Origin of the sequence: Kribbella sp. NPDC058693 (genome assembly GCF_042715335.1) — a bacterium.
GTDB lineage: Bacteria > Actinomycetota > Actinomycetes > Propionibacteriales > Kribbellaceae > Kribbella > Kribbella jiaozuonensis.
This window is the reverse complement of the sequence record NZ_JBHXSQ010000004.1, coordinates 207936-229470: the sequence shown is the minus strand read 5'-3', so window position 1 is coordinate 229470 and position 21535 is coordinate 207936. Positions and strand designations below refer to the sequence as shown.

At 67.8% G+C, this 21535-nt stretch carries 28 protein-coding genes; 13 read left to right on the top strand and 15 right to left on the bottom strand.

All coding sequences use genetic code 11. The features are described from left to right. Positions 1-85: 85 nt before the first annotated feature. From ACFWUU_RS27300 to ACFWUU_RS27290, 3 genes are read right to left on the bottom strand one after another with little or no spacing between them, the layout of a single operon-like run. Positions 86-874: an ABC transporter permease gene (locus ACFWUU_RS27300; RefSeq protein ID WP_380179461.1), complete on the bottom strand. Its 789-nt coding sequence runs from the start codon at positions 872-874 to the stop codon at positions 86-88. Then, positions 874-1515, bottom strand: coding sequence for a DUF4162 domain-containing protein (locus ACFWUU_RS27295; protein WP_380179459.1), 642 nt, complete (start codon positions 1513-1515; stop codon positions 874-876). The genes ACFWUU_RS27300 and ACFWUU_RS27295 overlap by 1 nt, the downstream gene beginning before the upstream one ends. 11 nt (positions 1516-1526) lie before the next feature. Continuing rightward, positions 1527-1826, bottom strand: a complete 300-nt coding sequence (locus tag ACFWUU_RS27290; RefSeq protein WP_380179457.1) for an ATP-binding cassette domain-containing protein — start codon at positions 1824-1826, stop codon at positions 1527-1529. An 88-nt stretch (positions 1827-1914) separates the two neighbouring features. On the opposite strand from ACFWUU_RS27290, the gene ACFWUU_RS27285 reads away from it, so the two are divergent. Together ACFWUU_RS27285 and ACFWUU_RS27280 are read left to right on the top strand one after the other, a co-directional pair. Next, positions 1915-2877 carry a YafY family protein gene (locus ACFWUU_RS27285; RefSeq protein WP_137256022.1) on the top strand — a complete coding sequence of 321 codons (963 nt, stop codon included), beginning with the start codon at positions 1915-1917 and terminating at the stop codon, positions 2875-2877. Beyond that, positions 2874-3458, top strand: a complete 585-nt coding sequence (locus tag ACFWUU_RS27280) for a YdeI family protein (protein ID WP_380179454.1) — start codon at positions 2874-2876, stop codon at positions 3456-3458. The genes ACFWUU_RS27285 and ACFWUU_RS27280 overlap by 4 nt, the downstream gene beginning before the upstream one ends. Here ACFWUU_RS27280 and ACFWUU_RS27275 read toward each other — a convergent pair. From ACFWUU_RS27275 to ACFWUU_RS27250, 6 genes are all read right to left on the bottom strand, one after another. Further along, complete coding sequence (locus ACFWUU_RS27275) at positions 3455-3799, bottom strand: cupin domain-containing protein (protein WP_380179452.1); 345 nt, start codon at positions 3797-3799, stop codon at positions 3455-3457. The genes ACFWUU_RS27280 and ACFWUU_RS27275 overlap by 4 nt on opposite strands. A 69-nt stretch (positions 3800-3868) precedes the next feature. Beyond that, on the bottom strand, positions 3869-4678 hold the full coding sequence (locus tag ACFWUU_RS27270) for a phytanoyl-CoA dioxygenase family protein (RefSeq protein WP_380179450.1): 810 nt from the start codon (positions 4676-4678) through the stop codon (positions 3869-3871). An 85-nt stretch (positions 4679-4763) separates the two neighbouring features. Further along, on the bottom strand, positions 4764-5717 hold the full coding sequence (gene pip, locus ACFWUU_RS27265) for a prolyl aminopeptidase (RefSeq protein ID WP_380179448.1): 954 nt from the start codon (positions 5715-5717) through the stop codon (positions 4764-4766). A gap of 2 nt (positions 5718-5719) precedes the next feature. Further along, positions 5720-6628: a UbiA prenyltransferase family protein gene (locus tag ACFWUU_RS27260; protein WP_380179446.1), complete on the bottom strand. Its 909-nt coding sequence runs from the start codon at positions 6626-6628 to the stop codon at positions 5720-5722. 63 nt (positions 6629-6691) lie between these two features. Next, positions 6692-7513, bottom strand: coding sequence for a virginiamycin B lyase (locus ACFWUU_RS27255; RefSeq protein ID WP_380179444.1), 822 nt, complete (start codon positions 7511-7513; stop codon positions 6692-6694). After that, positions 7500-9077 carry an ABC-F family ATP-binding cassette domain-containing protein gene (locus ACFWUU_RS27250; protein ID WP_380179442.1) on the bottom strand — a complete coding sequence of 526 codons (1578 nt, stop codon included), beginning with the start codon at positions 9075-9077 and terminating at the stop codon, positions 7500-7502. The genes ACFWUU_RS27255 and ACFWUU_RS27250 overlap by 14 nt, the downstream gene beginning before the upstream one ends. Positions 9078-9180: 103 nt before the next feature. Between ACFWUU_RS27250 and ACFWUU_RS27245 the strand changes: the two genes are divergently transcribed. The 3 genes from ACFWUU_RS27245 (at position 9181) to ACFWUU_RS27235 (ending at position 11363) form a co-directional block, all read left to right on the top strand. Then, entirely contained in the window at positions 9181-9759 is a 579-nt protein-coding gene (locus ACFWUU_RS27245; RefSeq protein WP_380179440.1) for a TetR/AcrR family transcriptional regulator, read from the top strand. Positions 9760-9822: 63 nt separating this feature from the next. Then, entirely contained in the window at positions 9823-10542 is a 720-nt protein-coding gene (locus ACFWUU_RS27240) for a VOC family protein (protein WP_380179438.1), read from the top strand. A gap of 53 nt (positions 10543-10595) precedes the next feature. Continuing rightward, positions 10596-11363: an SDR family NAD(P)-dependent oxidoreductase gene (locus ACFWUU_RS27235; protein WP_380179436.1), complete on the top strand. Its 768-nt coding sequence runs from the start codon at positions 10596-10598 to the stop codon at positions 11361-11363. Here the strand turns inward: ACFWUU_RS27235 and ACFWUU_RS27230 are convergent. After that, entirely contained in the window at positions 11360-12883 is a 1524-nt protein-coding gene (locus ACFWUU_RS27230; RefSeq protein WP_380179434.1) for an LCP family protein, read from the bottom strand. The two genes, ACFWUU_RS27235 and ACFWUU_RS27230, sit on opposite strands and share 4 nt — an antisense overlap. Before the next feature lie 39 nt (positions 12884-12922). On the opposite strand from ACFWUU_RS27230, the gene ACFWUU_RS27225 reads away from it, so the two are divergent. Together ACFWUU_RS27225 and ACFWUU_RS27220 are read left to right on the top strand one after the other, a co-directional pair. Beyond that, positions 12923-13414, top strand: a complete 492-nt coding sequence (locus ACFWUU_RS27225) for a GNAT family N-acetyltransferase (RefSeq protein ID WP_380179432.1) — start codon at positions 12923-12925, stop codon at positions 13412-13414. Positions 13415-13495: 81 nt separating this feature from the next. Further along, positions 13496-14296: a DUF3152 domain-containing protein gene (locus ACFWUU_RS27220; RefSeq protein WP_380179430.1), complete on the top strand. Its 801-nt coding sequence runs from the start codon at positions 13496-13498 to the stop codon at positions 14294-14296. On the opposite strand, the gene ACFWUU_RS27215 is transcribed toward ACFWUU_RS27220, so the two are convergent. Continuing rightward, complete coding sequence (locus ACFWUU_RS27215; RefSeq protein WP_380179429.1) at positions 14287-14652, bottom strand: VOC family protein; 366 nt, start codon at positions 14650-14652, stop codon at positions 14287-14289. The two genes, ACFWUU_RS27220 and ACFWUU_RS27215, sit on opposite strands and share 10 nt — an antisense overlap. Positions 14653-14714: 62 nt before the next feature. Further along, positions 14715-15332 carry a MarR family transcriptional regulator gene (locus ACFWUU_RS27210; RefSeq protein WP_380179427.1) on the bottom strand — a complete coding sequence of 206 codons (618 nt, stop codon included), beginning with the start codon at positions 15330-15332 and terminating at the stop codon, positions 14715-14717. 94 nt (positions 15333-15426) lie between these two features. Here ACFWUU_RS27210 and ACFWUU_RS27205 point away from each other — a divergent pair, with 94 nt between their 5' ends. Then, entirely contained in the window at positions 15427-16191 is a 765-nt protein-coding gene (locus tag ACFWUU_RS27205; protein ID WP_380179425.1) for an SDR family NAD(P)-dependent oxidoreductase, read from the top strand. Positions 16192-16384: 193 nt separating this feature from the next. Next, positions 16385-16615: a hypothetical protein gene (locus ACFWUU_RS27200; protein ID WP_130443046.1), complete on the top strand. Its 231-nt coding sequence runs from the start codon at positions 16385-16387 to the stop codon at positions 16613-16615. 250 nt (positions 16616-16865) lie between these two features. On the opposite strand, the gene ACFWUU_RS27195 is transcribed toward ACFWUU_RS27200, so the two are convergent. Next, positions 16866-17231 carry a VOC family protein gene (locus ACFWUU_RS27195; protein WP_137256037.1) on the bottom strand — a complete coding sequence of 122 codons (366 nt, stop codon included), beginning with the start codon at positions 17229-17231 and terminating at the stop codon, positions 16866-16868. 89 nt (positions 17232-17320) lie between these two features. On the opposite strand from ACFWUU_RS27195, the gene ACFWUU_RS27190 reads away from it, so the two are divergent. Together ACFWUU_RS27190 and ACFWUU_RS27185 are read left to right on the top strand one after the other, a co-directional pair. Beyond that, entirely contained in the window at positions 17321-17527 is a 207-nt protein-coding gene (locus tag ACFWUU_RS27190) for a hypothetical protein (RefSeq protein WP_380179423.1), read from the top strand. Continuing rightward, complete coding sequence (locus ACFWUU_RS27185; RefSeq protein WP_380179421.1) at positions 17524-17643, top strand: YdeI/OmpD-associated family protein; 120 nt, start codon at positions 17524-17526, stop codon at positions 17641-17643. The genes ACFWUU_RS27190 and ACFWUU_RS27185 overlap by 4 nt, the downstream gene beginning before the upstream one ends. On the opposite strand, the gene ACFWUU_RS27180 is transcribed toward ACFWUU_RS27185, so the two are convergent. Continuing rightward, positions 17640-18155: a M23 family metallopeptidase gene (locus ACFWUU_RS27180; protein ID WP_380179419.1), complete on the bottom strand. Its 516-nt coding sequence runs from the start codon at positions 18153-18155 to the stop codon at positions 17640-17642. The genes ACFWUU_RS27185 and ACFWUU_RS27180 overlap by 4 nt on opposite strands. Before the next feature lie 236 nt (positions 18156-18391). Continuing rightward, complete coding sequence (locus ACFWUU_RS27175; protein WP_380179417.1) at positions 18392-19051, bottom strand: hypothetical protein; 660 nt, start codon at positions 19049-19051, stop codon at positions 18392-18394. 140 nt (positions 19052-19191) lie between these two features. Between ACFWUU_RS27175 and ACFWUU_RS27170 the strand changes: the two genes are divergently transcribed. Continuing rightward, the gene (locus tag ACFWUU_RS27170) at positions 19192-20937 is read left to right on the top strand and encodes a histidinol-phosphatase (RefSeq protein ID WP_380179415.1); all 1746 of its coding nucleotides are present in this window, start codon (positions 19192-19194) and stop codon (positions 20935-20937) included. A gap of 11 nt (positions 20938-20948) precedes the next feature. Next, positions 20949-21521: a hypothetical protein gene (locus ACFWUU_RS27165; protein WP_380179413.1), complete on the top strand. Its 573-nt coding sequence runs from the start codon at positions 20949-20951 to the stop codon at positions 21519-21521. The last annotated feature ends 14 nt before the right edge of the window (positions 21522-21535 follow it).

Genomic DNA, 21535 nt, shown 5'->3' with positions numbered 1-21535 from the left:
CTTGGGGGCGGTGGGTGATCTGCCCGCTACCGTAGGTGAATTTCAGCGACACGAACGGCCCAGTCGAGTCATTGACCCAATTGGGTCACGCGGCCGAGCGAAGCATCGTCCGGATCCCGACGGTCAGTCCGAGTGCCGCGGTCACGATCGCCGCGACCCAGCCCCAGAGCACCGCGCTCGACCACACGTCACCCGAGAACAGGACCCGCTCCGCGTCGACGACGTACGACAGCGGGTTGAACTTCGATGCCACCCGCATCCATCCCGGACCGGTCTCCAGCGGCAGCAGCATCCCGGACAGGATCATCAGCGGGAACAGGAACGTCTGTTGTACGACCCAGAACATCCAGTCCTGTTTGCGCACCATGATCGCCAGCGCGTAGCTGAACGATCCGAGCCCGACGCCGAACACCGCGAGCAACACCAGCCCGACCAGCGCGCCACCGACGTGCAGGTCGAACGCGAACGGCGTCATCACAGCGATCACGATCACCGCCTGCCCGAACAGCGGCACCATCTCCTTGAGGGCCCGGCCGACCAGCAGCGACGAACGGGACAACGGCGTGACCAGCATCCGCTCGTGCGCACCGGTCTGGAACTCGAACAGCAGATTCGCCCCGGTCGTCGACGTACCGAACAGCGTGGTCATCACCAGGATCGACGGCACGAACCATTGCCAGACACCGTCGCCGAACGTGCCGCCCATCGAACCCGACAGCAGCGGTCCGAAGAGCGCGAGGAACACCAGCGGCTGGATCATCCCGAACAGCAACGAGAACGGGTCACGCAGTACCGGCTTCAACTCGCGCGTCATCACGATCCGGGTGTCGCGGAGCAGGTTCCGGGACGGTTCTGAAACGGTCAGGGTGGTCATCAGGCTGCCTCTCGCAGGTTCCGGCCGGTCAGGTTGAGGAAGACGTCGTCGAGCGTCGGCCGATGCACCTGCGCCGACGCGATCGGTACGCCGTCGTGCTGGGCGGCCGCGATCAGCTCGGGCAGCGCCGCCGGGCCGTCCGCGACCCGGACGCTGAGCTCGTCGCCAACGGCAACGACTTCGCGGGCCCCGGGCAACTTCTCGGCAAGCACCGTCAGTTGCGAAAGGTTGTCAGGAGCAACGGTCAGGGCGAGCCGGTCGCCGGCCAGCTTGGCCTTCAACGAGCTTGCGGTGTCGTCGGCGATCACCTCGCCGTGATCCACCACGACGACGCGCTCGGCCATCGTGTCGGCCTCGTCGAGGTAGTGCGTGGTCAGCACGATCGTCATCGCGTACTGCTCACGCATCCGCAGGATGTGGTCCCACAGGTTCGCCCGGTTCTGCGGGTCGAGGCCGGTCGACGGCTCGTCCAGGAACAGCAGCGACGGCGCGTGCACCAGACCCATCGCGACGTCGAGGCGCCGGCGCTGACCGCCGGACAGGTCCGACACCTTGCGCCGTGCCAGCTCCCGCAGCTCCAACGCGTCGAGCAGCTCGTCGGTCCTCCGCTTCGCGGCCCGGCGATCGAGGCCGTAGATCACTCCTTGCCCGATCAGTTCGTCGCCGACCCGCTGGGTGTGGCCCGCACCGTTGCCCTGGCCGAGTACCCGATCCGGCGCCGGACCTGGCCTGGTTGCGTCGTCACGTCGTACCCGGCGACCGTCGCGGTGCCCGAGGTCGGGGTGATCAAGGTGGTGAGCATGCGAAGCGTGGTGGTTTTGCCGGCTCCGTTCGGGCCGAGGACGGCGACCAGCTCGCCGGGTTCGACGTCCAGGCTGATGCCGCGGACGGCGTGCACGGTCTCGGTACGGCTCACCACGAAATCCCGGGTGAGCGCTCGGGTGCTGATCACGGATGGCTCCTTCGGTTGGACTTGATGAGCACGACATTTCCAGCAGTAGCGGTCAGGTTCTGTCCCTTACTCATGGGAAGCTGAAGTCATGTCCGAAACCTCTGCTCGACTCCTCGCGCTGCTGTCGCTGCTGCAGGCACGGCGCGACTGGCCGGGTGCTTTGCTCGCCGAGCGGCTCGAGGTCAGCCCGCGGACGGTCCGCCGCGACGTCGACCGGCTGCGGGACCTGGGCTACCCGGTGCGTGCGAGCAAGGGGCCTGACGGCGGATACCGCCTGGACGCGGGGGCCGACCTGCCGCCGCTGCTGTTCGACGACGACCAGGCGATCGCGGTCGCGGTCGCCCTGCAGACCGCGACGACCACGGTCACCGGGATCGAGGAGGGTGCGTTGCGTGCGCTCGCCACGGTTCGGCAGGTGATGCCGGCGCGGCTTCGGCAGCGGGTCGACGCGCTGCAGGTCACGACAGTCGATCGGTACGCGAACCGGCGTACGACGGTGGACTCGGAGAAGCTGATCGCGATCGGGATGGCGGTCCGCGCGCAAGAGGTTCTGCGGTTCGACTACGCGTCACCCGGAGCGCCGGACGAATGGGTGCCGCCGCGCAAGGTGGAGCCGCATCACCTGGTGACCTGGGGCGGGCGTTGGTACCTGGTCGGCTGGGATCTGGAGCGGAAGGACTGGCGGACGTTCCGGGTCGACCGGATGACGCCGAAGACGCCGACCGGGCCGCGGTTCAGCCAGCGCGAGCTGCCGGCGCCGGACGTCGCGACGTACATCTCGAGTCGGTTCCACGGCCAGGACCAGAATCCCTGCAAGGGCGAGGCGATCCTGCAGGCGAAGGCGTCGGACATCGCGCAGTGGGCCGGGCGACGCGCGTTCGTCGAGGAGATCACGCCGACGAGTTGCCGGCTCGTGCTCAGTGCGTGGTCGTGGACCGGGCTGGCCGCGACCTTCGGGATGTTCGAGTGTGACCTCGAGTTCGTCGGCCCACAGGAATTGAAGGATGCCGCGGCCCAGCTGGCCGCCCGCTACCAGGAGGCTGCGTCATGAGTACGGAACTGATCATTGTGGACGCCGCCGCCTGGAAGTCCTGGCTGCACGAACACCACGGAAGCTCGGACGGTGTCTGGCTCGTTCTCGCGAAGAAGAACGTCACGGAACCCACGAGCCTCACGTACGCCGAAGCGCTCGAAGAGGCACTGTGCCACGGCTGGATCGACGGCCAGCGCAAGAGCCGTGACGAGCAGACGTTCATCCAGCGGTACACCCCGCGGCGTGCGCAGAGCATGTGGTCCAAGCGGAACGTGGACCTCGTCGCGCGGATGGAGAAGGAGGGCCGGATGCGTCCGGCCGGCCGCGCCGAGATCGAGCGCGCCAAGTCCGACGGGCGTTGGGACAAGGCGTACGGCGGGGCCAGCGCGCGCGAGATCCCGGAGGACCTGGCCGAGGCGCTGGCCGCCAATCCCAAGGCTCAGGCGATGTTCGAGATCCTGACCAGCGCCAACCGGTTCGCCATCGTGCACCGGGTGAACAACGTGAAGAAGGCCGAGACCAGGACCAGGAAGATCGAGCAGTTCGTCGAGCAACTGGCCCGCGGAGAGACGATCTACCCGCAGAAGCGGACGCTCTAGATCAGGTCGAGCGTCGCGTCCTGGCCCGCGGTGAGCGGGAAGTACGCGAGGAACATGACGCCCTCGTCCTCGGTGTCGAAGCGGGAGATCCGGTCGACCGCCGGCTCGTAGAACACGTCGCCGGGATGGAGGACCTGTACGTCGCCGTCGGCGGCCTGCTGGTAGACCGCCTTGCCCGACACGATGTTGCCGAACACAGGGCCGTTGTGGACGTGGGCGCCGAGCGCGGTGTGCGGCTCGATGGTGATTCGGCGTACCTCGACGCGCTGCACCGGGAGCGCCTCCGGCAGGTGCTGGTCGAGCACGACGACGCGGCTGATCGGGGACTCTGCTGGGTTCATGGCAGCATCGTACATACCAATAGGTACAGAAGTCGCGCGGGTTTGTGCGCCGGGGTGAGGCGCGGTGGGTCAGTAGAGGACGGGGTTGAGCGGGGAGGAGATGGTCTCGCCGGGCTGGTTGCCGGGCATCCAGCTGGCCAGGTCGGCCTCCTGGTTCTTGTTCACCGGCTCCGAGATCTCCATCGCGGCGTCGACGTAGATGATCGTCATCACCCGGCGCGGGATGCCGGTGGTGTTCGGCAGCGCGTGGTGGAAGGTCCAGCCGAGGTGGTAGCTCACCTCGCCGAGCTCGAACGGCTCGGAGACCTCCGCGAACTCCTGCTCGGCCAGCGTCTCCTGCAGGACCCGCTCCGACTCGTCGCTGATCGGCAGGTCGCGGCCGTGCTCGAAGGTATGGCTGCCGGCTGCGAACGACAACGGGCCCATCGCCATCGGGGTCTCCTGCAGCGGGACCCAGACCGTGACGCAGCGGTCGGTCGCGAACGGCCAGTAGTACTGGTCCGCGTGCCACGGGGTGACTCCGCCGCCGGACTCCTTGTACAGCGCCTGGTCGTGGTACAGCCGGACCGACTGCACACCCAGCAACTGCGCCGCGATCCGCGCCAACCGCGGCGACGACACGAACTCGAGCACCCGCTCGCTGTCCTGCCAGAGGTTCGTCACCTGCAGGAACGCCTTGCCGTAGGTGTCGCGTTCGTCCAACGGCAGGTGTTGCGTGTTCAGCTCGATCACCTTGCCGGTGATCTCCGGCTCGTACGCCGCGATCGTCTCGGGACTCAGCACGTTCTTCAGCTTCACGAATCCGTGCTCGGCGAAGTGCGCGATATCGGACCGGCTGAGGATGTAGTCGGTCTCGAGCTCGGGGCGGGTCAGAGTCATGGGACTCAAGGGTTCAGGAACGTTTCATCGCTGTAAAGATCAGTGATCAAATCTTTGCTCTTCGTGCACGTGCACGGAGAAGCGGTCAGGACCGTAACGCGAAACGATCCAGCGCCTGCAGGATCAACTCCTTCGTGCCGGTACCTCCGGCACCGTGACCCTCCTGCTCGACGAGGTGCAGCTCGGCATCCGGCCAGGCCTGCGCCATTCGCCAGGCGATGTCCGCCGGACTGCTGATGTCGAGCCGGCCGTGGATCAGCACGCCCGGGATCCCGGCCAGCTTCCCGGCCTCCTGCACCAGTACGCCTTCCTCCAGCCAGGCCGCGTGACCCCAGTAGTGCGTCACGAGTCGCGCCAGCCGCAGCCGAAGCACGGGGTCGTCGTACCGGGAGTCGGGCTGCCAGTTCGGGTGGGTGCGGACGTGCGTGTCCTCCCAGTCACACCAGTCGCGTGCAGCCTTCTCTCGTACGGCGGGATCCGGGTCGTGGAGCAGACGGCTGTAGGCGAGCGGGAGATTGCCGTCGCGCTCGTTCGCGGGAACGCCGTCGCGGAAGCGGGCCCATTCCTCGGGGAAGATCCGGCCCATGTCGCGGGTGATCCACTCGACCTCACGCCGGGTCGTGTTCGTGACGCTGAACAGGACGATCTCGGAGATCGCCTCCGGGTGCTGCTCCGCATACGCGAGCCCGAGCGTCGCGCCCCAGGACGCTCCCAGCAGAAGCCATTTCGCGATGCCGAGCTGCTGCCGGAGTTGTTCCAAGTCGGAGATCAGGTGGGCGGTGGTGTTGGTGCTCAGATCCACGTCCGGCTCGGCGGCGTCCGGCGTACTCCGCCCGCAGTTGCGCTGATCGACGAGAACCACCTTGTACTTGGCGGGATCGAAGTACCTCCGCCACCAGGCGCCGGCGCCGGAGCCCGGGCCGCCGTGGATCGCCAGCGCGGGCTTGCCGTCGGGGTTGCCGCAGACCTCCCAGTACACGCGGTTGCCGTCGCCGACGTCGAGCAGGCCGTGGTCGTAGGGCTCGATCTCCGGATACATGCTCAGAGGACTCCCGTGTAGGTGAGGGCGAACGTCCCGCAGGGAAAGAGGAACAGGGACGCGAGCACGATGATGCCCTTGAAGGACTGGCCGGGACCAATGAGTTTGCGGTACGCGGCGACGAGGACCGGGACCATCACGAGCTCGAGCGGCAGCATGCTGCGGGGGATGATCGTGGCGGTTGCAGCGAGTACGACGGAGAGCGCGGCGGCGGCGATCCAGGCGGAGTACCCGATCAGGTACGTCGTCCGCGCGCCGAAGCGGACCGCGATCGTGTGGTAGCCGGCGGCGCGATCGGCTTCGAGGTCGGCGAGCGTGGTGGGGAGGTAGAGGCCGATGGCGGCGAGCGTGCCCTGGAGGCCCATCAGCCAAGGGAAGTTGCTGAGGTCCGGGTTGATCGCGGCCCAGCCGGCCAGGGGTCCGAAGGCGCCGAGGGCGAGCGCGTTGACGGCGACGTCGAAACCGGCGCGGGTCTTCAGTCGGACCGGCGGGACGGAGTACGCGTAGCCGAGCAGGACAGCGAGGAGGACGCCGAGCGCGAACACGACACCCACGTGCAGGCTCAGCCCGACTGCGGCGACGGCGGCCGCGAAGGCGAGTCGCTTGGCTGCGCGGAGCGTGATGCGTCCGTCGAGCAGCGGCGACTTCGCCTTGCGCGGGTTGAGCCGGTCGCTCGGCAGGTCGTACGCGTCGTTCACCGCCAGCACGGCCAGCCACACCAGCGGACCCATCACCACCGCGCCGACGATCAGCCGCGGCCATTGCTCCACCGGCGGGATCAGCTGGCGGGTGGCGAGCAGGATCCCGGTGTAATAAGGAACGATCGACACCACCCAGAACGCCGGCCGCCCCACCGCGATGACGTCGCGAACCCGCGCGGTCGTTTCCCGGACCTGCACCACCGTGCTCACATCACCACTGTCCACCCGCCAGGCGCCCGCCGTCCTCCCTCCGTCGGGTGAACCTCCTCACCCTCACGGCTGGATGTGAGCCAAGGAACCCTTCTCCAGCGCGACCCACACCGACTCACCGTCGACCACGAGCCCGTGCGGCTCGGACCCTTCCCCCAGGTCGTGGCGATCAGTGATGTTGCCCTCGGCATCCAATCGAGCGACCGCGCCGGCTCCCCACAGGCTCACCCAGCACCCGCCGTCAGCCGTGCCCGCCACCGCATGTGGCTTGGAGCCGGACGGGAGCGCGAACTCCTCGATCTTCCCGTCCGCGGTGATCCGGCCGGCGCGATCGGCGAGGATCTCGACGAACCAGACCCCACTGATCCCCACCGGACCAGCAGATTCGGTCGGCAGCGGATAGGTCCTCACCTCACCGTCGAGAGTCATCCGCCCGATCGCATTCGCCTGGTTGAGCGTGAACCACAGCTCACCGCCGTACGACGTGATCATCGCCGGAAACGCCCCACTCGTCCCGATCGGGTACGTCGACACCTCGCCGTCAACCGTCACGCGCGCAACAGCGTCGGCGCTCATCAACGTGCACCACAACGCGTCGTCCGGTCCGACACACAACCCGTACGGCGCCCCGGCAACCTCGACCGCCGACACGCCCCCGTCGTACCCGATCCGCCCGATCCGATCGTCGCCGTTCCGCGTGAACCACACCGCGTCATCGGGACCGTCGACGATCACGCTCGGGCGGGACTGTGGGGCATCGAGGTCGAACTGCCTCCCGGACGTCGTCGCCACTCGACCCGCATGCACCAGCGTCGTCCACACCTCGCCGCCCGCAATTGCAACGCCATAAGGCCCATCGCCAACCGCATATTCACTGACTGACATAGATGTTCTCCTTCAACTCGATCACGGTGCCGCGCCAGCGCGAGACGAAGCGCCGGTCGTGACTGACAACGACCAGCGCGCCGGCGTACCGGTCGAGCGCGGACTCCAGTTCCTCCACCAGCACGAGCGACAGGTGGTTCGTCGGCTCGTCCAGCAGCAGTACGTCGTACGGCGTGGTCAGCAAGCGCGCCAACGCCAGCCGCCGGCGTTGTCCGGTCGACAATGCACTGACCTTGGTCTGCAGTTGGTCCCGACGGAAGAGCCCCAAACCCGCCGCACCCGGATGCCGCGCGAGCGCCTGCCGCAACGTCTCCTCCGGTCGTGCCTCGGTCACTTCCTGCTGCAGGTAGCCGATCCGCCCGCTGCGCTCGACGTACCCGGAGGAAGGCTCGAGCGCCCCGGCCAGAACATCCAGGAACGTCGACTTGCCGACTCCGTTCGGGCCGGTGATCAGCACGCGAGCACCGGCCTGCACTTCCAGGAAGATCGGCAACAACCGGTCCTCGACCGCGACGCTGACCGCATCCAGCCCGGCCGGTTCGCCCGTCGTGCGAATCGACGCGGTGAAGCGCAGCGGCTTCGCCGACACCGGTGGCGGATCTTCCTCCAATCGGCGCAGGCGTTCCTTGGCGTTCCGGATCTTGCTGCGCTCCGCCTCGTTGACGCGCCCGGTCTTTCGGTCGTACGCGACCTTGTTGTTGTCGGTCATCGGCCGCCCGTACGCGACCCGGTGCGCAGTCGTGCGCACGAGGACCTGCGTCGCCGCGACCTCGTCCTCCCACTCCTGCCGGGCCCGCTCGATCCGCGCCCGCTCGGCTGCTTTCTCGGTCAGGTAGCCCTGGAAGCCGCTGCCGTACCGCGTTACCCGATGCGTATCGCCGTCCACCTCGAACAGCGTCGACGCAACCCGCTCCAGGAAAGCGCGGTCGTGCGACACGACAACCGTCGTACCGCGGCGCGACCGCAGATGCTCCTCCAGCCACAGCGCGGCCGACAGATCCAGATGGTTGGTCGGCTCGTCGAGCAGCAGGATCTCCGGCGACGACGCGAGTACGGCGGCCAGATGCAACCGCGCCAACTCGCCGCCCGACAGCTCGGACAACCGCCGATCACCGGGCAGCGTGCTCAGCCCGAGTCCGTACGTCGCACGGGCGAAGCGCGCGTCGGCGTCGTACCCCTCGCGAATCTCGAACACCGTCTGGAGCTCGCCGTACTCCTCCAGCACGTCGGTGCGTCCGTCGGCGAGCAAAGCTTCGAGTGAACGCATCCGCGACTCGATCCGGCGCAGGTCGGCCAGGGCATGATCGGCGAGCGCGTTCACGTCGAGGTCGAGCGGCAGCGGGTTGTCCTGCGCGAGGAAACCGACGCTGCCGGCGGCCGTCGCCGTACCGTCGGTGGGCGGCTCGAGGCCGGCCAGGATTCGCAGCAGCGTCGACTTGCCGGAACCGTTCTCGCCGATCAGGCCGCTGACCTGGCCGGGCGGGAACGCGCAGGTGATCTGGTCGAGCACCAGGCGGTGGTCGTAGGACTTGGTGACATCGTGCAGGGACAGCTGGGTAGACATGAGGATCCTCCTGACTCACGCGGGGTTCGGGGTTGGCGAACGGCGGGTCAGAAGATCACTGGGCTACTCCCTAATGCGACGAATGTTGCGTTAAGATCATGACATGCTGACGACCGATCGCGCAAGCAGGCCAGGTGGACGCACGGCCCGGGTGCGGTCCGAAGTACTCGCGGCCGTCGAGGCCGAGCTCGCGGAGCACGGGTACGACGGGCTCATCATCGACGCGGTCGCTGCCCGCTCGGGAGTCCATCGCACGACGGTCTATCGCCGCTGGAAGACCGTCGCCGGCCTGCTCGTCGATCTCCTGCAAGCCGGCGCCGACGACTCCTGGGAGCCGGCCGACACCGGTTCGCTCGAGGGCGACCTGATCGCCGTCAACCGCGAGGTGCATGCCGCGCTGACCGCCCGTCCGTCGGTGACCCAGGCGGTGATCGCAGCCTCGTTCCGTACGTCGGAAGCCGCCGAGGCGCTCACGCAGTTCTGGGCGGATCGCTACGAACGCACGGCCATCGTCGTACAGCGGGCCGTCGAGCGCGGCGAGATCCCGGCCGGCACAGACGCACATCAGCTCCTGCTGACCGCGACCGGTCCGCTGTACCACCAACTCGTCCTGCTTCGGCGGCCGATGAGTCGCGCGACAGCCGATCATCATGCGCGAGTGGCCGCGGCGTCGATCGGCTAAATCTCTTTGCGGCGCCCGTTCCGTCCGCCCTACGGTGGAACTTCCCGGCGGACAGGAGTCCCGATGAGCGTCACGATCCAAGCACTGTCCTTCGACGCAAAGAATCCTGCCGGGCTGGCGCGGTTCTGGGCCGGTCTGCTCGACCGGGAAGTCGGTGCGGACGGGACCTCCGTGCTGCCGGACAACGAGCTCGGGTTCGTCCTGCGGTTCCTGCCGACCGAGCTCGACAAGGAACGGCCGAACCAGACCCACTTCGACCTGCCCAGCCAGACGCTGGAAGCGCAACAGGCGATGGTCGACCGGGCGCTGCAGCTCGGCGGGCGGCACCTCGACATCGGGCAGTTGCCGGAGGAGGAGCACGTCGTACTGGCGGATCCCGAGGGCAACGAGTTCTGTGTGATCGAGCCCGGGAACAACTTCCTCGCCGGCACCGGGGTCATCGGCGCGCTGTCGTCCGACGGCACGCAGGCCGTCGGGTACTTCTGGAGCAAGGCCCTTGAGTGGCCGCTGGTCTGGGACCAGGACGAGGAGACCGCGATCCAGTCGCCGCAGGGCGGGCCGAAGATCAGCTGGGGCGGACCGCCGGTCAACCCGAAGGCGCCGAAGAACCGGCTGCACTTCGACCTCGTCGCGTCCGGCGATGCCGAGGCCGAGGTCGAGCGGCTGATCACGCTCGGCGCGACCCGGCACGACGGCGGTCAGACACACACCGACGGCATCGAGCTGGCCGACCCGGACGGCAACGAGTTCTGCATCCTGACCGGTACGCGAGAGCCCGCCTGAACCAGCCGCGTCTCCGACTAGGGTTTCAGCACGCCTAGTTTGAGGAGACGTTGGTGACTGGACGGTTGGCGAACGAGGTTGTGCTGGTGACGGGGGCCGCGCGCGGGATCGGGCGGGCCGTTGCGGTCAAGGCGGCGGAGGAGGGCGCGGCGGTCGGGCTGATCGACATCCTGGCCGACCAGCTCACCGCCACCACCGCGGAGCTCGCGGAGAGCGGCGCCAAGGTGGCCGCGGCTGTCGGTGACATCACCGACGAGGTGTCGGTCCGGCAGGCGGTCGGAAAGCTGACCGACGACCTCGGCCAACCCGTCACGGTGCTGGTCAACAACGCAGGCAAGAACTCGTACGCCGACCCGGCCAAGATGTCGGTGTCCGAATGGGACGACGTGTTCGACGTCGACCTGAAGGGCGCGTTCCTGATGTCGCGCCAGGTCCTGCCGGCGATGATCGACGGCAAGCACGGCTCGATCGTGAACATCGCCTCGATCCACTCGAAGCTCACGACGGCCGGCATGTTCCCGTACGCCGCGGCGAAGTCGGGCCTGGTCGGCATGACCCGCTCGCTCGCACTGGATGTTGCCCCGCACAACGTTCGGGTGAACGCGGTCAGCCCCGGCTACATCTCCACCGACCTGCTCGAGGAGTTCTTCGACACCATCCCCGGCGAACGCGAGAAGGCGCTCGGCGTCCACCCGCTCGGACGGATCGGTACGCCGGAGAACGTTGCCGAGGTCGTCTGCTTCCTCGCCTCCGGAGCGGCCGCGTTCGTCACCGGCGCCAACTGGGCCGTCGACGGCGGCCTGGGAGTCCGGTACGCCTAACCGGGCGGACCGGGGTTGTAGGCGCAGGCCGAGCTCAGGTCGCCGTCGTCGGGTTTGGGCGTCGTCTTGGGCTGGGTCGCCGTCGAGGGCCTGGTCGTCGTGGTGCGGCGGGGGGTCGTCGGCTTCGGGTTGAGCGCGTTCGCGACGATCTCGCGCATCGCGGCGTAGTTCGGGTTGCGGCCGTTCGGGAAGTTCTTCTTCTTGTCCAGATCGATGTTGGAGATCTTGGCGGTCTTGACCCGTCCGCCGAGGGTGACGAACGGTCCGAGCAGCTTCTCCGGGATGTCGGTGCGGATCAGTTGCTCGCCGGCCGCGGCGATCGCCTGGTAGTTGGCGAGCACGTTCTGCGGGGTGGCGCGTTCGACGAGCGCCTGGATCGTGCAGTGCTGCCGGGCCTGACGGGCCAGGTCGGCGGTCGCGACGCCGTACCGGCCGCGGGCGAACCACAGCGCGTCGGTCCCGTTCAGCTTCCGGTTCGGTCCGGGCTGCAGGTACCGGCTCGGCGGGATCTTCTTGTCGTCGTTGCCGCCGACCGGCACCGGGTAGTTGATGTTCACGGTGATCCCGCCGAGGGCCTCGACCAGCTTCGCGAACCCGGCCAGGTTGATCTGCACGTAGTAGTGGATCTTCAGCCCGAGTGCTTCGCCGACCGAGAGCTTCAGGATGTCCGCGCCCTCGTTGTCCGACGGGCCGATGACGCCGGGGTGCAGCTTGGGGATGTTCCGGTACATGGCGTCCAAGTAGAACTCCGACTGCTCCTTGCGCGGATCGATGCTCGGATCCCAGAAGCCGGTCGGGTAGATCTTGTGCAGCGGCGAGTCGGCGGGGAACGGCATCCGCATGAAGTTCCGGGTCAGCGAGATCAGCGACGTGTTGCCGGTCTTGGTGTCGATACTCGCGACCATCACGGTGTCGGTCCGCGTGCCCTGACGGTCGTCGCCGTCATCCGCTCCGAGCAGCAGCACATTCAGCCGGGGCAGTTGAGTCCAGATGTCCTTCGTTGCGGCGATCGTCGGCCTGGTCTGGCTCTTCGACCCCCCGCCGGCGAACACCTTCTTCACCAGGCTCCGCTGGGCCATCAGGGTCTGCGCACCGCTCGCCGTACCGACAGTCATCGCGAAGCAGACCACGCCGACCACCAGCGACCCGAACAGCCGCGATCCGGGTCCCGCGGTCAACGGCCGGAGCATCTTGTACGACGTGACCAGCACGATGATCCACGCCAGGGCGATCGCGCCGAGCCCGGCGATCATCCACAGCAGCAGGCCCGGGTTCAGCGCCCACGAGATCACCGCGTCCCGCTTACGGAGCCCGACGTACGCCGCGGCGCCGTACAGCGTGAGGCTCAGGAAGGTCACCACTGAGCCGAGCCGGGGCCGGCGCGCGACCAGGTACGCCGTACCGGGCAACAGGATGCCGACCACGGCGATGACCAGCGCGACGAACGCCGACCGTCGCCGTGGTCTCGCTCTCCGTGCTCGGCTGCTGCGCGACGATCGCTGCGCTCTGCTCGGGGCCATGCCCTCTTCGATTCATTGACTCGGCAAAAAGTTGGCAGGATGGACGTCGTGAACGACATTCAGGTACGACGAGCCGGGATGGATGACGCGGAGTCGTTGGTCCGTTTACGCGGGCTGATGCTGGCTGCGATGGGCAACGACATCGACGGGCCCTGGCAGGCGAGCGCGGTCGAGTGGTTCGCCGGGCAGTTGGCATCACCCGACACGTTCGCGGCGTACGTCGTCGACGACCCGGATGCCGGTGTCGTTGCAGGGGCCGCGGGCAACGTGTTCGAGCACCCGCCGGGACCGAACGACCTGACCACGGTTCGCGGCCACCTGTACAACGTCAGCACCGAGCCCGCCTTCCGCCGGCGCGGTCTGGCCCGCGCCTGCGTGGTCGCGCTGATGGACTGGTTCGAGAACGAGACCGGCGTCGGCCAGGTCGAGCTGCACGCGACCGACTACGGCATCGAGCTCTACCGCGACCTCGGCTTCATCGAGGCCAAGTACCCGTCGCTGAGGTTCCGGACCGCGAAGGCGCGGCCGTGAGCTGAGAAGGGTTTCTGGGCACAGTGGCAAGAAGACAGTGAGGACGCGCCCGACCGGGCGCGGTGTGAGGAGCTCACCGGAATGCGCCGCTGGACTGTTGTCAGGACGATCGGACTCGCGACTGCGGCGGTGGTCGCGGTCGGAGTGCTGTACGAGTTGCCCGCCAGCCCGTTGTCGCGTCACGGTGACCACGTCGTACCGGCCTCGGTCCAGACGACCGCGCCCGCCTTGGAGTCGCCGGCCGTCGCACCACGCCGTACGACGAAGCCGGTCAAGCCGGCGGAGATGATCGCGTACCCGGTCGCGGGGACGCAGTCGTACGCCGTACTGCCCGCAGCTCCTGCGGTGATCGGGCGGGGCGGCCGGTTGATGAAGTTCCAGATCGCGATCGAGGGCGGGATCACCGGCGTCGACAAGGCGGCGTTCGCGCAGTTCGTGCGGACGACATACGGTGCGCCGCAAGGGTGGGCGTCGCAGGGGAAGTGGCGGTTCCAGCAGGTCGGGCCAGGGGCGACGCCCGACTTCAGGTTGATGCTCGTGACGCCGCAGACGCGGGACGTGATCTGCGGCGGGGGACCGGACCGGTACACCAGCTGCCGGATCGGGGACTCGGTCGTGCTCAACGTTGCGCGGTGGGCGCACGGCGTACCGAACTTCGGTGCGTCGCTGACGACGTACCGGCAATACATGGTGAACCACGAAACCGGCCATCGCCTCGGCAACGGTCATGAGCTGTGCCCGGGGCCGGGCCAGCCGGCCCCGGTCATGCAGCAGCAGACCCTCGGCCTGCACGGATGTACGGCGTACGCCTGGCCGTACCGGAACGGCGCCCGCTACTCCGGCCGGCTAGGTCAGTACGACGATCCCGTGCCTCACAGCTGAATGATCGAGAGCACGTTGCCGGCCGGATCCTTGAACCAGGCAATCAACGGGCCCTGGCCGCGGTAGATGCCGACCTCGTCCTGTTCGTTGTTGTAGTGCTCGAAACTGACGCCGCGGCCGGTCAGCTCGCGCGCGGTCGCCTCGATGTCGGGGACCGGGAAGTTGAGCATGGTGTACTCCGCGGGCACGTGGTTCGGCTTCGGATACACCAGGATCGCGGTGCTACCCGCGATCTTCAGCCGCAACATCCCGTTCTCCTCGCCGACGTCGATCCCCAGCGTGTCGGCATAGAACGCCTTCGCCTTCTCGATGTTGTCCACCGAGAACCCACTGAACGCCTTGCTGTCGTGCAACATCTGATGTCCTCCCTTGATCGTCCGACATCAGCTACGTCGAGACCCGAACGGGTATTTCGACACTAGTTGTGGACGACGACCTGCGGGAGTGCGTCGTTGACGGCGGCGGCGACCGAGGCGGACTCGAGGCCGTCGGCGACGGTGTGGAGAAGGCGGACCAGGTGGGCGGCGTCGGTCGGGCCGAGGATGCCGGTGATGACATCGAGGACGCGGACGGTGAGACCGTCGAGCTGCGAGAGCCGGGCCTGACCCATCGACGTGACGGCCAGCGCCGGCGTGGTCCGGACCATGCCGAGCGCCTCGAGGTCGGCGATCGCCAGCTCCGCCTCGCCGGGCGTGATGCCGACCTGCTGGGAGACCTCGTCGGGCGTGGTGCGGCCGTTGGCGACCGCATTCAGCACGAGGGCGGCCGGCATCTTCATCCCGACCGCCTGCTGCAGGCCGAGGATGAGCGGGTGGGCGTGGCCGCGGACGCGCTCCACCGCGTCGAGCAGCCGGAGAGCGTCGCCGATGTCACCGATCAGGTGCTCTGTCTGGACGGACGCGATCCCCGTTGGCCCCGGCCGGACGGGTGACGGAACGACGCCGCCGATGACCCGCTCCGGCACTACCAGGGCATGTGCCACGACCCGCTCGTCGTCGGATCCTCGTGGCCTGATTCCAGCGTCTTCGATGGTCACGCCTCCAGCGTACGGAGCCGTTCCGACAGCTTCGGCGTGTCTTTCCTGAGGAAACCCTATGAATCTCGTGACACTCCAGGCTTAGGCTCCGCCCATGCAGCTGAACGGGAAACGAACCCTGGTGATCGGTGGCGGTGGCGGCGGGATCGGTCGCGCGACGACTGAGGCCTTCGGCAACGAAGGTGCGGCCGTCGTGGTCGCGGACCTCGATCCGGCCCGTGCCGAGGAGGCAGCGGAGGCGGTGCGCGCGAGCGGCGGTACGGCGTACCCGGTGTCGGGTGACGTCCGCTCGGCGGGCGACATCGACGCGATGATCGCGACCGCGGTCGAGAGGCTCGGCGGCCTCGACGTACTCGTCACCGTCGTCGGCGGGCAGGTCGCGTTCGTACCGGCGGTGAAGCTGCACGAGATGGCCGACGAGGACTGGGACACGATCTACGAGGTCAACCTCCGGTACGTCGCTCGCGCGGTCCGGGCGGCGCTCCGCGTCTTCCTGGACCAGGGCACCGGCGGCACGATCGTCAGCGTCGGATCGGTCACCGGCTTCATGGCGGCTCCCGAGCAGGCGGCGTACGGCGTGATGAAGGCGGGCATCCTCAGCCTGGCGCGGACGGTCGCCGCGGAGTACGCCCGCGACGGCATCCGGATGAACGTCGCCGCAGCCGGCGCGATCGCCACCGCGGTCGCCAATGCGAACGTCGACGCCGAGGTGGTCGACGAGATCCCGGTCGGGCGGTTCGGCCGGTCCGAGGAGGTGGCGCAGGCGGTGGTCTACCTGGCTTCGGGTGCGTCGTCGTACATCACCGGGCAGCAGATCGTGCTCGACGGCGGTGTCTCGGTACGGGGTCCGTTCGGGTAATCGAACATACCGGCGAAGAAACGGGTTCCGGCCGGTTCCGAAAAAGCTGGGAATTTCTGAATTCGGGCGTGACCTCGGCTCGTCGTACTCCGTTGGATCTGACGTGACGGTGAACACAACACGGCGCACCGGCACCGCGCTCGCCCGCGTTTTCCAGGCCGTACAGCCCCCGAAGTAACAGCCAGGAGGACCAGTGACAACCGCCACCGCCATCCAGACGATTGAGCGCCGACGCGTCCGTGTCTGGTTCGGTGAGCACGTCATCGCCGACTACAACGCCGAGCCGGCGTTGGCCGAGCGGTACGCAGACGCCATGAGCCGTCGGTTCGCCGGACTCCGGGTCACCAACGACCCGATGCCTGCCGTCGACAAGCTCCCCGACCCCCTGCCCGGCGAGCGCATGTGGGATGTAGCACCCCGCTGAGAAAAGCATCCGGCGCCTTCTCGTTCCGTATCTCACCAGACAACCCACCCGGAACGTTTGCCCGGTCGAGCACCTCACCTCGATCAACAAGGCACCGGTGATTGGGCGGCAAGCGAGTGAGGGCAATCTGCCCCTCGCTTGCCGCCACTTCTCTCATAAGTACTGCTCTTCTGCACAATGCGCCTGAGACAACTGAATAAACCTCATCGTTCGCACCGGATCCCCCAGGTCCGGTGCGAACTTGCTTGTCTCAAAGGTTTGCGTAGTACTCCGGCTTCATCTGGATGAGCTGGACGTAATTACCGTCCGGGTCGATCAAGGTCGCGAACCAGCCGACCCCGCGGTCCTCGGGGTGCACCAGCCACTCGACGTCGAGCGTGCGCAGGTGCGCGGCGGCCGCCTCGATGTCCTCGACCCCGAAGTTCACGATGTGCCGGCCCGGCTCGGCCGTCTTCGCGGCGACGTCGTCGCGCTGCTCGATCACGAGTCCGAAACCGCCGAGGTTGAGGTTCCCGTACCCGTCGACCTCCGCCTGGAAGCCGTCGCGGTACCATGCCTTCAACCGCTCGGCGTCGGTACTGCCGATCAACATGCTGTTCAGAACAGGCTTCGCCACAATCTCTCCCTTTCAACCGACTGTCACGCGGTACGTCGGAGCCGCGGCGCCTGTCTCGACATGACCTGCCCGGCGCGGATGATGGGCTGATGAGGTCACCGCCGACGCGGATGGGTGAGCGATACCTGCTCGGGTTCAGCGCGGAGCGTCGTACCGAGGCGGGGGTGACGGCCGGCGAGGTGCTGGAGGTCGACGTCGAGCTGGACACGGCTCCGCGGGAGCTCGAGGTGCCGGAACCGTTGGCCGAGGCGCTTGCACGGGACAGTCAGGCTCAGGCGTTCTGGGAGAGACGTTGAGTTACAGCAACCGCCAGTGGCACGTGCTGCAGGTGACCTCGGCCAAGACCGACACCACCCGCGAGCGGCGGATCGAGAAGTCGATCGGGATGCTTCGCGACGGACGGGCTCGCTAGCAGTACGAGCGGCAGCCGTTGTCTGCGCCGTACGCGCGGTGCGTCTTGGCGACTGTGCTGACGGGGGAGAGTTGGCCGCCGTGGTGCCAGCTGTTGAGGAACTGTTGCGGGGCTACTGCGCCGCGGCGGATCCACCACATGTTTGGTTTCGTCGGCCAGCTGATGCCGAAGTGCAGGTGTGGTGGGGTGACTCGGGCGCTACCTGTTTTCCCTGTGTGGGCAAGGGTTTGGCCCGCGCGGACGATCACGCCGGGGCGGATTCCTGGTGCGATGGCTGACAGGTGTGAGCCGTAGTACCTGACTCCGTCTACGCCGACGATCGACACCGAGAGGCCGCCGCGGTCGGGGCCGCGGTTGGTCTTCGGGTCCCAGGTGTCTACGCGAGTCACTTCATCAACCCGCCCGTTCACCGGCGCCACGAACAGACAACCGACCTTTGCGAAGATGTCCGAGGCCGGGTAGTCGTGATGGCTTTGTGAGGCGTCCGCTCGGCAACCACCAACCGGGAACACGTACCGCGGTGTCGGGTGCGAAGGCGCTGGGTTGGAAGGCCGTGTCGTTGGCGCAGGACTGTGTGGAAGAGCTGGACTACTTGGTTGTACAGGCTTGCTTGGTTGTGGTGTCGGTGTTGGCGATGGGTCGGCGGTGGGTTGGGCGCGGTTGAAGACGCCGGCTGCTGAGAGCGCGAACAACCCACCGCCGGCGACGACCACCAGCGCTGCGAGAAAGACCGCCCAGAGGCGCCGCGTCACGGATACCAGAAGGCGTTGACTGCTGCGGACGAGTACACGGTTTCACACGGTATCCCGTTCTTGTCCGCGTCCATGCGATCCGGCATGCCGTAGTACCACCAATATCTGACCGCTACTGCGTACGAAGCACCTCGCGCGGCCAGGTCCCGGCAGTACAACCCGGCCGACCAGTACACAACCCCGCTGATCTCGCGACCGTTCCAGTAGGCGGCGACATCGCTGCGCGAGTACACGGTCTCGCACGGAATTCCGTTGCGGTCGGCATCCATCTGGTTCGGCTGCCCGTGCAGTCGCCAGTAGTCGATCGCCGCGACATAGCTGTATCCCTTGGCGTTCAGGTCCCGGCAGAACAACCCGGCCGGCAACGACCGGACATCCCCCACAGCCGGCGCCGAGTTCGACGTCCCCTTCACCGTCGGCTTCGGTACGACGGTCTTCGTGACCACCGGCGCCGAAGCAACCGGTGCGGAAGCCGCCGCCGACGGCGCGGTATCCGCGGCCCGTGGCGCCGGATCGTCCTTCGTCATCAGCACCACGAGCCAGGTCAGCAGCACCAGGATGACGCCGACCGCCGCCCCTCCCAGGGCTGCCAGCGTCGCGTTACCGCGCTCATCCTGCCGGTGACAATGCGTGCGTGTATACGGTTCTCCATTCATGATTCCCCCCGCACGCCATTGAAGCTCCGTCACTCTGCGTTGTCTACAGGTCGGACCGGAATGGTGTTCATCGGGGGAACACCTGGTGGTCATGCAAACGGGTGATGATCGCGCCGAATCCGCCTGGGAGAGGACCGTTGATGGGGCACTCGCACGATCACCCGCATTCGCATGGGCACGACCACGACCACAGCCACGGCCATGATCATCACCATCCGAATTCCGAGCTGGATCTCGCGACCCTGGCCGCGCTCGACGAGTCGGTGCCGGACAGTGATCTGACGCCGGCCGAGGTGTCACGCCGCGGACTGCTGCGGTCGGCGGGGATTCTCGGAGGTACGGCGGCGCTCGCCGTCAGCGGCGCGCAGTTCGCGGCGGCGACCTCGCCCGCGAAGGACGGCTGGATCTTCCAGCACGGCGACCGGCCCAACGTCTGGCTGGCCGGCGACCACCACATCCACACCCAGCTGAGCTCCGACGGCATGTACCGCGTCATCGACCAGGCGCGCCACGCAACGGCGTACGGACTCGACTGGCTGGTCATGACCGACCACGGCGGCGCCACGCACGCGCGGATCGGCGTCGACCTCGTCAACCCGCAGATCAAGGCGGCCCGCGCGGAGTTGCGCGACACGCTGATCTTCCAGGGGCTCGAGTGGAACATCCCGGCCGCCGAACACGGCACGGTCTTCGTTGCCCCGGGTAGCCGCGAGGTCGACGTACTCAAGCAGTTCGAGAACAACTACGACGGCAGCGTGAAGAACGCGAGCGCGAACTCACCCGCCAACGAGGCCCTCGCAGTCTCCGGCATCCAGTGGCTCGGTCAGCAGGTCGACAAGCGCCGGGTCGCGGACGCGCTGTTCCTTGCGAACCACCCGGCCCGCAACGGCATCGACAGCCCGCACGAGATCCGCAACTGGCGCGACGCCGACCCGCGGATCGCGATCGGCTTCGAGGGCGCGCCCGGTCACCAGGCCGGCGGCCTCCCGAAGGGCATCGGTACGGCGGGCGCCCGCGGCCTGTACGGCAACGCCCCGAACCCGAACTCGTTCCCGGGCTACCCGGCCGAGAGCTACCGCACCTGGGGCGGATTCGACTGGATGACCGCGACCGTCGGCGGTCTCTGGGACAGCCTGCTCGCCGAGGGCAAGCCGTGGTGGATCACCGCGAACTCCGACTCGCACGTGAACTGGAACGAGACCTCCCGCCGTCCGGACGGCTCGTCGCAGGACCAGTTCGACCGCGACGGCCGGTACATGGACCCGGTCTACGGCAACACGGTCAACTCCACGGCGAGCGACTTCTGGCCGGGCTTCTACAGCCGCACCCACGTCGGCGCGTCCCGCCGTGACTACCTGTCCGTGATGGACGGTCTACGCAACGGCCGTGTCTGGGTGGACCACGGCGCGCTGGTCAAGGGCGTCGAGGTCGAGGTCCGCGAGGTCGGCAAGCGGTATGGCGAACCGCTCGGCGGCGCGCTCGTCGTCAAGAAGGGCCGCGCGATCGAGCTCGTCGTACGGATCACCACCCAGACGCTGCCGAACTGGGCGAACTTCGTGCCGGCGCTCAACCGCGTCGACGTCATCCGGGGCTCGGTGACCGGGCCGGTCGGTGACAAGGACACGATCACCGCGCCGAACACCAAGGTCGTCAAGCAGTGGGACACGTCGGGCAAACGCGGTACGTTCGAGCTTGTCCATCCGCTGGGTCGCGCCGACGAGGCGCAGTACGTCCGCGTTCGCGGCACCGACGGGAACCGCAGCCAGCCCGGATATCTGGGTGCGGCTGTGGATCCGGCCGGGCCCAAGCTGGATGTGGTCGGCGACGCGGACCCGTGGGTGGACCTGTGGTTCTACACCAACCCCATTTGGGTGCTGCCCAAGTAAGGAATTCAGTTGTGATCATCGCGATCGATGCCGACAGCATGGACACGGCGGCTGCCGACCACCTGTTGTACGAGCTGATCGATGCCGTGGACCAGCCGGTCGTCGCCCTCACCCATATGGTGTCGGGCGACGACCGTCCGCACGTCGCGGTGTCGCTCACCAGCGCGGCCGACCTCGCGGACCCGATCCGCGAGATAGTTGCCGATCGCAACGTTGGCCTGGCCATCACTCGTGCGGGTGCCTCCGAGCCCGAGCTCGCGGGCCCGAGCCGCTTGGTCCGCGGTGCGTACGTCGCCGCGGTCGAAGCAGCCCTCGGTACGACGGGACGCGTGGTCCGCTGGCCCGGTCACGAGCAGGCGCACGGCGTACTGCCCGCCGCCGAGCTTTGCACCCGCTGCGGCATCGATCAGCTCGAGGGCATCGGCGGCGTACCGGTCGAGGACGACACCTTGGTCGACACCCTCGACTTCCTCCGCCCGGTCCGCCGCGACGGCCGCCTGGTCCTCCAGGTCCAGCCGGCCCCCGGCGACGTCCTGATCCCGTTCGAACTGCAACATCAGCAGAACTGCTGCACCGATCACTGACCGAGGTACCGTCG

What these genes read in the sequence shown, in the direction of transcription:
- ACFWUU_RS27240 (WP_380179438.1), top strand. Translation starts at nt 9,823, where the DNA reads ATGAGCGTCACGATCCAAGCACTGTCCTTCGACGCAAAGAATCCTGCC.
- ACFWUU_RS27280 (WP_380179454.1), top strand. Translation starts at nt 2,874, where the DNA reads ATGAGTACGGAACTGATCATTGTGGACGCCGCCGCCTGGAAGTCCTGG.
- ACFWUU_RS27215 (WP_380179429.1), bottom strand. Translation starts at nt 14,652, where the DNA reads ATGTTGCACGACAGCAAGGCGTTCAGTGGGTTCTCGGTGGACAACATC.
- ACFWUU_RS27245 (WP_380179440.1), top strand. Translation starts at nt 9,181, where the DNA reads ATGCTGACGACCGATCGCGCAAGCAGGCCAGGTGGACGCACGGCCCGG.
- ACFWUU_RS27175 (WP_380179417.1), bottom strand. Translation starts at nt 19,051, where the DNA reads ATGAATGGAGAACCGTATACACGCACGCATTGTCACCGGCAGGATGAG.
- ACFWUU_RS27230 (WP_380179434.1), bottom strand. Translation starts at nt 12,883, where the DNA reads ATGGCCCCGAGCAGAGCGCAGCGATCGTCGCGCAGCAGCCGAGCACGG.
- pip (WP_380179448.1), bottom strand. Translation starts at nt 5,717, where the DNA reads ATGTATCCGGAGATCGAGCCCTACGACCACGGCCTGCTCGACGTCGGC.
- ACFWUU_RS27285 (WP_137256022.1), top strand. Translation starts at nt 1,915, where the DNA reads ATGTCCGAAACCTCTGCTCGACTCCTCGCGCTGCTGTCGCTGCTGCAG.
- ACFWUU_RS27250 (WP_380179442.1), bottom strand. Translation starts at nt 9,077, where the DNA reads ATGTCTACCCAGCTGTCCCTGCACGATGTCACCAAGTCCTACGACCAC.
- ACFWUU_RS27170 (WP_380179415.1), top strand. Translation starts at nt 19,192, where the DNA reads ATGGGGCACTCGCACGATCACCCGCATTCGCATGGGCACGACCACGAC.
- ACFWUU_RS27205 (WP_380179425.1), top strand. Translation starts at nt 15,427, where the DNA reads ATGCAGCTGAACGGGAAACGAACCCTGGTGATCGGTGGCGGTGGCGGC.
- ACFWUU_RS27275 (WP_380179452.1), bottom strand. Translation starts at nt 3,799, where the DNA reads ATGAACCCAGCAGAGTCCCCGATCAGCCGCGTCGTCGTGCTCGACCAG.
- ACFWUU_RS27270 (WP_380179450.1), bottom strand. Translation starts at nt 4,678, where the DNA reads ATGACTCTGACCCGCCCCGAGCTCGAGACCGACTACATCCTCAGCCGG.
- ACFWUU_RS27225 (WP_380179432.1), top strand. Translation starts at nt 12,923, where the DNA reads ATGGACGTCGTGAACGACATTCAGGTACGACGAGCCGGGATGGATGAC.
- ACFWUU_RS27300 (WP_380179461.1), bottom strand. Translation starts at nt 874, where the DNA reads ATGACCACCCTGACCGTTTCAGAACCGTCCCGGAACCTGCTCCGCGAC.
- ACFWUU_RS27255 (WP_380179444.1), bottom strand. Translation starts at nt 7,513, where the DNA reads ATGTCAGTCAGTGAATATGCGGTTGGCGATGGGCCTTATGGCGTTGCA.
- ACFWUU_RS27190 (WP_380179423.1), top strand. Translation starts at nt 17,321, where the DNA reads ATGAGGTCACCGCCGACGCGGATGGGTGAGCGATACCTGCTCGGGTTC.
- ACFWUU_RS27220 (WP_380179430.1), top strand. Translation starts at nt 13,496, where the DNA reads ATGCGCCGCTGGACTGTTGTCAGGACGATCGGACTCGCGACTGCGGCG.